This is a genomic window from Bacteroides cellulosilyticus DSM 14838, from assembly GCF_000158035.1.
GTDB classification, from domain to species: Bacteria; Bacteroidota; Bacteroidia; order Bacteroidales; family Bacteroidaceae; genus Bacteroides; species Bacteroides cellulosilyticus.
Genome location: NZ_EQ973491.1, coordinates 1,261,770 through 1,271,019, shown reverse-complemented (window position 1 = coordinate 1,271,019; position 9,250 = coordinate 1,261,770). Strand labels below are relative to the sequence as shown.

The 9,250-nt window shown below is 41.7% G+C and carries 11 protein-coding genes; 3 read left to right on the top strand and 8 right to left on the bottom strand.

Going from position 1 to position 9,250, the window contains the following annotated elements; genetic code table 11:
- Positions 1 to 140: 140 nt before the first annotated feature.
- From BACCELL_RS17220 to BACCELL_RS17210, 3 genes are read right to left on the bottom strand one after another with little or no spacing between them, the layout of a single operon-like run.
- A complete protein-coding gene (locus BACCELL_RS17220) occupies positions 141 to 683 on the bottom strand; it encodes a hypothetical protein (protein ID WP_007213235.1) in 543 nt (180 codons plus the stop codon).
- Between the two features lie 24 nt (positions 684 to 707).
- On the bottom strand, positions 708 to 1,061 hold the full coding sequence (locus BACCELL_RS17215) for a hypothetical protein (RefSeq protein ID WP_007213234.1): 354 nt from the start codon (positions 1,059 to 1,061) through the stop codon (positions 708 to 710).
- Between the two features lie 4 nt (positions 1,062 to 1,065).
- Positions 1,066 to 1,605 carry an RNA polymerase sigma factor gene (locus BACCELL_RS17210; RefSeq protein WP_007213233.1) on the bottom strand — a complete coding sequence of 180 codons (540 nt, stop codon included), beginning with the start codon at positions 1,603 to 1,605 and terminating at the stop codon, positions 1,066 to 1,068.
- Positions 1,606 to 1,769: 164 nt separating this feature from the next.
- On the opposite strand from BACCELL_RS17210, the gene BACCELL_RS17205 reads away from it, so the two are divergent.
- Both BACCELL_RS17205 and BACCELL_RS17200 read left to right on the top strand, forming a co-directional pair.
- Positions 1,770 to 2,291 carry a GNAT family N-acetyltransferase gene (locus tag BACCELL_RS17205; RefSeq protein WP_007213232.1) on the top strand — a complete coding sequence of 174 codons (522 nt, stop codon included), beginning with the start codon at positions 1,770 to 1,772 and terminating at the stop codon, positions 2,289 to 2,291.
- Between the two features lie 584 nt (positions 2,292 to 2,875).
- The gene (locus tag BACCELL_RS17200; protein WP_044153954.1) at positions 2,876 to 3,973 is read left to right on the top strand and encodes a DUF4421 domain-containing protein; all 1,098 of its coding nucleotides are present in this window, start codon (positions 2,876 to 2,878) and stop codon (positions 3,971 to 3,973) included.
- A gap of 12 nt (positions 3,974 to 3,985) precedes the next feature.
- Here BACCELL_RS17200 and BACCELL_RS17195 read toward each other — a convergent pair whose 3' ends face one another.
- Genes BACCELL_RS17195 through BACCELL_RS17175 form a run of 5 tightly spaced genes read right to left on the bottom strand, consistent with a single transcriptional unit; the run spans position 3,986 to position 8,507 of the window.
- Positions 3,986 to 4,162 (bottom strand): DUF4250 domain-containing protein, encoded by a 177-nt coding sequence (locus tag BACCELL_RS17195; RefSeq protein ID WP_007213229.1) that lies wholly within the window; start codon positions 4,160 to 4,162, stop codon positions 3,986 to 3,988.
- Between the two features lie 55 nt (positions 4,163 to 4,217).
- Positions 4,218 to 5,774, bottom strand: a complete 1,557-nt coding sequence (locus tag BACCELL_RS17190) for a carboxypeptidase-like regulatory domain-containing protein (RefSeq protein WP_007213228.1) — start codon at positions 5,772 to 5,774, stop codon at positions 4,218 to 4,220.
- A 19-nt stretch (positions 5,775 to 5,793) separates the two neighbouring features.
- A complete protein-coding gene (locus BACCELL_RS17185) occupies positions 5,794 to 6,651 on the bottom strand; it encodes a FecR family protein (RefSeq protein WP_007213227.1) in 858 nt (285 codons plus the stop codon).
- On the bottom strand, positions 6,648 to 7,199 hold the full coding sequence (locus BACCELL_RS17180; protein WP_007213226.1) for an RNA polymerase sigma-70 factor: 552 nt from the start codon (positions 7,197 to 7,199) through the stop codon (positions 6,648 to 6,650). The genes BACCELL_RS17185 and BACCELL_RS17180 overlap by 4 nt, the downstream gene beginning before the upstream one ends.
- 48 nt (positions 7,200 to 7,247) lie before the next feature.
- Positions 7,248 to 8,507: a carboxypeptidase-like regulatory domain-containing protein gene (locus BACCELL_RS17175; protein ID WP_007213225.1), complete on the bottom strand. Its 1,260-nt coding sequence runs from the start codon at positions 8,505 to 8,507 to the stop codon at positions 7,248 to 7,250.
- A gap of 264 nt (positions 8,508 to 8,771) precedes the next feature.
- Between BACCELL_RS17175 and BACCELL_RS17170 the strand changes: the two genes are divergently transcribed.
- Positions 8,772 to 9,236 (top strand): N-acetylmuramoyl-L-alanine amidase, encoded by a 465-nt coding sequence (locus BACCELL_RS17170; RefSeq protein ID WP_007213223.1) that lies wholly within the window; start codon positions 8,772 to 8,774, stop codon positions 9,234 to 9,236.
- Positions 9,237 to 9,250: the final 14 nt, after the last annotated feature.

Below are 9,250 nucleotides of genomic sequence, written 5' to 3'. Positions count from 1 at the left end.
CAAAGCTTCCTTTGCCGGACTGTGCATTAACAGTCATACCTGACCACAACAAAACAACATAGATTAAGATGTTTCGGAAAGTCAAATATGTATGCCTGCCATGATCCATTCGTGTTTATCAAGTAGTTTAATGAAAAATGTTATTTATTATTTGAAGCTGGTCTTGCATGAGCCAGCCGTTTTCCCTGACCATGTTTCTGACCTTTTCTTCTGTCAAATTCCTTTCTGAATTTATTCGCATTGCTTTTTTCTGTCTGATAAATTTTTGCAATCTGCTTGGGAGACAGAATCTTGCGGAATTCATTATAATATTTCTCGCGAATATCCAGTATCTTACGACTTTGCGCAAACTGATCCTTGATCTGCTTTTCTATTTCCGCATCTGTCAGTACAGGTTTGGTAGCCGGGGTTGCTTCCGCATTATTGTTCCTGGGCCTTTCCCTGCGGTTCATCATCCGACATTCGCTTAAATCTTTCAGATATTTTTCGTAAACCGGAGTGAACTTGGCAGCTGTTGCATCATCCAGCATCAGTGTCGTCACCATCTGATTGGCTTGTCTTTGAATCATTTGTTCAGGTGTAGGACGTTGCTTATTGGTTTTGTTATCCTTGTTCTGAGCAGAAATTGTCTGGCTGCCAGTCAGGAGCGCAGCCAAAATTACATAAATAAACTTAGTCTTCATAATCTTCTTGTTTTTAATTAATACCTAATTTAAAAATATGTCATTCTCAGAGAAGTTGACGAGCTCTTCCAACTCCTCATCCGACAGTTCGTGAATCCATTTATCAACCGGATCGCTGCTACTTCTTTCTATAGCCAACATATCCGAAGTTCCTGCAGGTGTATCTTCCGTCCGGAGATAAGACGAAACAAACAATACCCCTGCCAGTATTGCAGCTGCCGCTATGGCAGTAGAGAACATTATCTGTAAAAGATGTTTCCGGCGTTGCCCGCCGCAAGTACGTTCCATCACCTTCTGCTGCATATCCTCAAAAAAATTATCAGGAGTGCGGTAAGGTGTCTTTTTACCGATATCGTCAAAATCAAATTCTTTATTCATCGTCCTATCTGTTTAAGATGTATTCTTTTATTTTTTCTTTCGCATAGTGATAATTCACTTTGAGAGTATCGACCTTACTATCCAGTATACGGCTGATTTCTTCATAATCAAGCTCATCGTAATAGCGTAGGTTGAATATTAGCCGTTGTTTTTCGGGCAAACTCAGTATGGCTTCCTGAAACTTGACCGCCAGTTCATTTTCGTAATCAATGTAATCGGAAGCCTTCAGTTTACCTATCAGTTCCTCTTGCACTTCTTCGGCAGGAATTGCTTCTTCATCCTTTCGTGTATTCAGCAAGCGCAAACTTTCATTGGTTGCAATCCTGTATATCCAGGTGCTCAGCGAGCTTTCACCACGAAACTGGTCCAAATTACGGTACACCCGGATAAAGACTTCCTGAAGAACATCTTCTGCATCCTCGTGCGACACAACCAAACGCCGTATATAATTATATATAGGTACCTGGAAGTTATCCATCAGCATCTTAAACCCTTTCTTCGGGTCGGAAGCATATACCTGCCGGATCTTATCCTCGTTTATCATCAATTCAGTTTCTTAGCTTTATTAGGTTAGAAACAGAAAGAAGGATGAAGTTAAATCGGGAAGTTCACATTTTGCATTTATTAAATAAGTGGTTAAAAATAAAGTTTCTTATCTTTGCCGGCAACTCTCCCGTTTCAGATTAACTAAAAAAGAAGGATATCGATATGGAATGTAAAATCAGAAAATGGAAAATAGACGATGCCGCCGAACTTGCAGCAACCCTAAATAACAAAAACATTCAGGACAACCTTCGGGACGGTCTGCCATATCCCTACACTGAAGACGATGCAAAATATTATATCAATGAAATGCTGAAGGCTGATAAGAACAGTATTTTCGCCTTCGCCATCACCGCTGATGACAAAGTAGTGGGAAGTATTGGTGTGTTTCGCAAAGACAACATCCACTCGCTGACTGCCGAAATAGGCTATTATATAGCAGAACCTTTTTGGGGCAAAGGCTTGGGAACCTGCGCTATCAAACAGACCTGCCAGTATGTTTTTAGTAACACTGATATCCTCCGTATTTTTGCAGAGCCGTTTAGCTATAATATCGCTTCCTGCCGGATTCTTGAGAAAAGCGGATTCAAAGATGAAGGAACACTCAGAAGTAATGCAGTCAAGAACGGACAGATTCTGGATATGAAGATGTATTCACTCCTCAAGACTGATAACGAAAGGACATAAAAAAAGGCTATCTATCCCAGACAGCCAATCTTTTGTTAACCTTAAATCTAATACTATGAAAAACACATTGCAAAGATACGGACTTTGAGGATATCTCCAAATCTTCAGGGTGATCTACAACATATTACAACATGTTTTAATAGACACTATATTTTCGTTAACTATTAAGGATTCGTTGTGTTAATAATTAACATATCCAATCTTTGACTAATGCAATATTGGTAAGTATAGTAATAATCTATTGCTAACACTGTATCTCCTTTCTCTGCATTATCTGTCCGATTATATTAACCTCTGCATTTTCTGATTTGTTTCATTGCTTGAAACTCATAGTTTCATGCCGAGAAACCAAGAGTTTCATGCTTTGAAACTGACAGTTTCACACCGAGAAACCAACAGTTTCAAGCGGTGAAACTACAGACGAGGAGGAACAACGAAAAAGAAGAGGTATAATGAAACAATCCCTCCATATTATTGGATATATGCAAAAGAACTGTTAAATTCGCAAATAGAACAATTGCACTTTTTCTTTTTGCGTTGTTTATAGCATAGAGACCCGAACTATTAATTAAGAAATAAGATTGATGCTGAAAAGACTTATCTTCTGCCTGTGGATATTGTTGCCCTTCTCTTTGTTTGCGCAAAACGAAGAGGAAAGTTCTACCGCACACGATAGCCTTAGTACCGAAAAGCATCAGGGGGCCTTCATGAAGGCTATAAAGAAGTTCCTCAACTTCAATGACTTCGACACAACTTATATAAGCCCCAACCGATACAACTATGCCTTGATGCTCGATCATTTCACAAACTACGAATATTACTCCGTAGGTACCGCCGCCCCCGAGCCCCAACGGCTCCGCTTCACCCCCAACCCTCGCAACAAGATAGGGGCTTACTTTGGTTGGCGCTGGATATTTTTAGGATGGTCAGTAGATACGGACGGGCTCCTTGGAAAGAAAAGTGGGAAAAACAGAGGGACAGAATTTGACCTCAGCCTTTACAGTTCCAAGTTAGGGGTGGATCTTTTCTACCGACGCACAGGTAACGATTACAAGATACATAAAGTAACAGGCTTTTCCGACCGTGTTCCTTCTAATTATTCGGAAGACTTCAACGGTCTGAAAGTAAATATGAAAGGATTCAACTTATATTATATCTTCAACAACCGGCATTTCTCTTATCCGGCAGCTTTCAGCCAGTCCACCAACCAACGTCGGAATGCAGGTACACTCACAGCCGGCCTTTCCGTATCTACGCATAATTTGAAGTTTGATTATGCCAAGCTACCCGAAATCATTCAAGAAACAATGAACCCCGGAATGAAGGTTAGACACATAAAATATACCAATATCAGCCTCAACTTCGGATATGCCTATAACTGGGTATTTGCCCGTAACTGCCTGGCATGCCTGTCGCTCAGTCCGGCTGTTGCTTATAAGACGTCGCGCATAGAGAAAGACACAGAAGAGCCCAGCGACTGGTACAAGAACTTCAATATTGATTTTATATTACGGGCGGGTGTGGTATACAATAACAGCAAATATTTTGTAGGTACTTCCTTTCTGGGCAGGACGTATGATTATTACCGGGATAACTTCTCCCTGAACAATGGATTCGGGACGTTGCAAATATATGCCGGATTCAATTTCTATCTGAAGAAAGAGCACCGGAAGAAAAAATAATCTATCCGCAAATTACCAGAACTTATTATGTTCTGCGCTATATTCAAATCCGGCTGACTGCAACAGTCCTACAATCGTCTCTTTATTGACATTCATATCATCACAGAGTTCATCCAATGAAGAATAACAGTCACGCAATTTCGTATTGATGAAGCTGAAAAGCATCATCGGGTCTTTAGGTAATTCCATCTTTCTACTAATACTTATTGATTCCGGCTGCAAAATTACAATTATCCGGACTATCTTATTCCTCCTGATGATCTATTTTTTCTATCTTTAACGCTACTTTCTCTATAATTCTACTGAGTTCTTCCTCCAATGGAATAACGTTGAAGTCCTCCCAGAAATGTTCATCATACTTAAACTCTTCATCTGCAAGTACGGTACGGGGAGGCAATCTTTCAGCTCGGGAGAAGCGGGTTACATTCTCCGTATCCACCAGACAGGTCACCATCTCGAACCAAGTATGCAAAGTAGGGTTGCTAAAGAAAAAACGTTTCCGCTTCATCTTGAAGTAAAGGTCGCCACGGATATGATGGATATAATAAGTACCTTTCCACGGTTTATACGAAATAGTATATACCACCTTCTGTGTCGTCAGATTTATCTTTGGCGCCTGTCTGACAACAAAGATCCGTGTAGCCTCCTTGATGTACTTGGGATTTATCTCAATGCGGGCCTGCACCAAAGCACTGTTCTCAGAGTCAATATACAACGCCCCACAATAAAGAGGCGACCTGACACTCCGCTTCTGCTCAAAATAAACCACATTGACGCAACGGTCATCTATGAATGTAATGTCACCGGAGGTATACATATACGGATTATCTTCCGCATCAACCGATAGAAAATCCGGCAGGTCTTTCATTATATCCAACTGCAAACAAGCCTGGATACCGGCTCTGATCTTAGCAACCAGACTGTCTGTACTCTCCCGGTTATCAATCTTACTCATCTTTAGCAGCTTCACCTGATCGGATACGTTCATCTCCGGCAAAGAAGATTTATAAACTTTGAAAACAGCTTCCGTCAAGCTCTGAAATTTATTTTTCAACTGCACCCCCTCCCGATAGAACGTAGTCAGATAAGCGGGATTCAATGAATAGTTTTCCCCGCGCTGATTTACCATTTCACGCAATAGTTTCTTGGGTTCCACCAACCGTATCAACACTTCTTGCAAAGGAACAATTTTAGGTTCCAGGCTCAACACATTGTCCCGGCCAATCAGCGTAGATGCTTCAATGCTTTGTGCAACATATCCTAAATGGGAAAAAGAAAGCTTGCCATTTTTCAGGGAGTCAGGCAGATTAAGCCTGAACTCCCCGTTCTTATTTGTAATATTACCTATTGAAGTTCCTTGAAGAATGACCGACGCACTCACAACGGGATCACCCGTTTCTTTATCCCGCAAAAGACCGGTAATGGTGAAATAGGCTGGCAAAGGTGTCTCTTCCGAGACTTTCCGCTTCCGTACGACCTTCTCCGCAGGAGGCAGAATCAAGATATGATTTCCTATCACTTTCAGTTCTAATGTCCGGTCGCCTACAATTTCATAGATGGCTTGCCGGACCGTACAGTTTTTCTTTTTTGTCCTAACTTCAATGTCATTATTCACCACCTTACTGTCATATACGAAAAGATAGCCGGATTGTTCCGACACTTTGCTCAACAGGGAATATACCGTTCCTTTCGTCCCGGGTAACCGGATGATACGTTCCAACACATCTCCTCCGTCCGCCCTCATATCACAGGTAATGAGAAGCAGGCTCAGAAAAATTATGAAGAAACGATGAAGTTTCATGATTTATATAGTTAAGTTATCATTCGGATAAAATCAGTTTATCACCTTCACGTGAACATTTCAAACTCAGCGCCCAGCAAATAAGTTCCGCTACTGTTTCGGGGGAATTATTCTCAAATTCAATGGTCAGCTTCCGTTTACTCAGAACCGGTGATGCCGTCTGTATCTGCAAAGCGGAAGCCTCGGCATTCACCACTCGCAGAATATCTTCCAGGCATTCGTCCTTGAAGCGTATATTCTTTGTATATTGTCTGAACTCATCGGAATCTCCTGTCTCACTCAGTTGTAACTGCCGCGCCTGCAAGGTAACGGTTTCCCCGGCATTTACCAGTACACTTTGTCCGCCTTGCTTCAGCGAGACCTTCACTCTGCCCCGCTGCACGGAGAGCCGAAAAGAGTCATCTCCATGACTACGGACATTGAAAGCTGTACCCAACACTTCTATCTGTACCTTTTCCGTTTCAATCAGAAAAGTTTGTTCATGTTTCTTTGCTACATCAAAGAAAGCTTCTCCCTGTAAGTTCACTTCCCGCTTGTCCGTAGCAAAATGTTCGGGATACTTCAGCGTGCTCTCCTGTGCCAGATATACTACAGAACCGTCTTCGAGTGTGGTAACCAACATGGATGCTTCACGATTTTCTTGCGTCACCAGATTGAGGCTTTCGATCTCTCCTCCCGGAACAAACCACAACGCAGATGCCAGATAGACGAAACCGGCAATTACGGCAGCCGCCAATGTTCCCCATTTCAAGAGAAGTTTGCGACGCACTCCCCCTTCCCGCCCTGCTCCTGTGAGCAGGTTATCTTCATCCAAACGGGCATACAACCGTTCCCATGCCTCATCCGTCTTCATCCTATTTTTATTCACTTCAATCATTTCGTAAGGATATAATTATCAATTTCATTTCGTAAGGTTCGCAGCGCTTTCGTCATTTCAGCCTCTACCGTCTTGACGGACAGAGATAATGAAGAAGCTATCTCCGCATATTTCTTTCCCTCCATGCGATGCATTTCAAATATCCGGAGCCGGCGCACGGGTAATTTATCAAGAGTATGACGGATCAGTCCTTGTAACTCTTCATACTCCAACTGCCGGTGAGGATCAGAATCCTGTTCCGTAGCATTACCCGCCAATACATATTCGCGATGCCGTTCCTTGACTTCCTTATGCTCGCAAAACTGGAGTGCTGCATTTCGTACAGCTTTATATAAATAGCTTTTTACGGACTGGAATATCTGCAAATGTTCCCGGTCCTTCCAAAACACGTAGAACAATTCTTCCACAATTTCCTCGGCAGCTTCCATCTCTCCCGTAATACCTGTGGCATACCAGCAAAGAGGGGAATAGTAACGACGGAAGATTTCCTCAAACGCCTTTATATCGCCCTCTCTTATTTTAGCCAGTATGAACAGCTCATTCAGCATACTCCGGAATTATTGTTGGTCTCCAAATATAAGAAAACTATCTGAAATCTAACGGGATTGCTTTTTCAATTTACTCACAGCATGTTCCAGAGACTCTGTAGGTTCAATAATATTGTATGTCTTCCAGAAATCCTCATTCCAATATTCGTCTACCAAATCATAGAACACTTGTTTTTCTTTGAAAGCCTTCTTGCTAGGAATGGCTGCAAAGTCGCTCTTTCTATCTGTTACCACCATTTCGGAAAATACGGTATAGCTGGAAGAGAATAAACGCTTTTTCCAATCGCACTTGAAACGTATTTCATTCCGTATGTAATTCAGATAAGTTTTTCCATTCTGTTCCTTATACGTCACCAGATAGGAAACTTCCTGTGGCCTGAAACGTAATCCGAGAGGCTTCTTATGAAGAATAGCTTCCACCGCCTTCACCCTGTTTTGCATATCCAGAGAGAATTCCGCACGGGTGAATGCCAGTTTCTCAAAATCAATATAGAGTTTTCCGTAAAACAATGCATACATCAGGCTGACTCTGGGACGAAAACTGACTACATATTGCATACGATTATCCAGATTCACAGGTTCCTCAATATGAAAATCATAATAATTCAGATTTTCCATGCTCAACAATGCATCTCCGTTCTTCACAATATCCAGATAAATAGAAAGATTAGGTCCGCCCACCACTTTTACTGCCAGTGTATCACTGGTTTTCGGGCTCAGCAGGCGACGTCCTTTTTGTAGTTGCACTCTATCGTTCGATGGTTCCCGGTCACTGTACGCAGTCTTAGACACATCTATCACAGCCTCCGATACACTGATATAGCGTCGCCTTTTCTGTACTGTCTCCCGATAAAATGCAGTCAGCAAATTCTTATCAACCGAATAGTTCACCGGAATTTTTTTAATCGCCTCTTCCACAAGCCCCCGGGCGTTATTGCCAAAGACAACAATCTCACTCAGTAGATTAGGAGCCGGCAGCATCCAGATAGTGAGATCAGATACATCTTCCTTATCCTTCAGAGAAACTTGAGAATTCAAATACCCGATATGTGAAACCTCCAATCCCAGAATAGTCTCCGTGTCCTTTATCTTCAGAGAGAACACACCATCCGCATTCGTAACGGTTCCGATGTTCGTACCGGGAACAGACACATTCACATTCTCCAGTTTTCTCTTATTATCCTTATTTTTCACTATTCCTGTAATAGTGAAATAGTTCCCGGCTTCTTCCTGTGCCCATAAAGGTGAAATACCCAACAGCAAAAATGCCATCAACCACCCAACTGCAATACTAGCTAACTTTTTCATCTTCGTATGATTTTAAAGGTGAACAATTCTCGTTTTCTACTACTAAGATCGCTCAGAAATGAAAAACCCTATCGGTTTTGGAAGAAAAAGTGAGGAAAATGTTTCCGGCTTAAAATATTTCGAACAGTTATTTTGTCGTCTGGTTTATTATAAAAGAATACAAAAAGGGGAAATAAGTAACTGTTAATGTGAACCTTGGTCTCTTTCTGTTGTTCTCATGCGATTAATAAACAAACTATTCACCTTACAAAACATTTAACAACTATGAGAACTGTTCATCTGATAGTTATTCATTGCTCCGCAACGAAGGAGAATGAAACATTAACGGAAATTGAATTGGAAAAGTCGCACCGCCAACGTGGACTAAATGGTATCGGTTATCATTATTACATTCGGAAAGACGGAAATATTAAGAGTACACGTTCTGTTCGAAAACCCGGAGCTCATGCCCAAGGGCATAATCTTGACAGCATCGCTATATGTTACGAAGGTGGTCTTAACCGGCACGGACTTCCCAAAGATACACGCACTCAATGGCAAAAGCATTCCATGATTGTTTTACTCAAAACGCTCCTTATTGATTATCCGGACTGTCATATTTGCGGGCATCGTGATTTACCTCAAATTATGGATAACCATTCATTAATAGAACCGGAATCATGGCTGGAAGAATGTCCTTGCTTCGACGCAGCGACTGAATATCATTGCTTACGCTATAGCAATGGCTAGAAGAAACCTAAAGC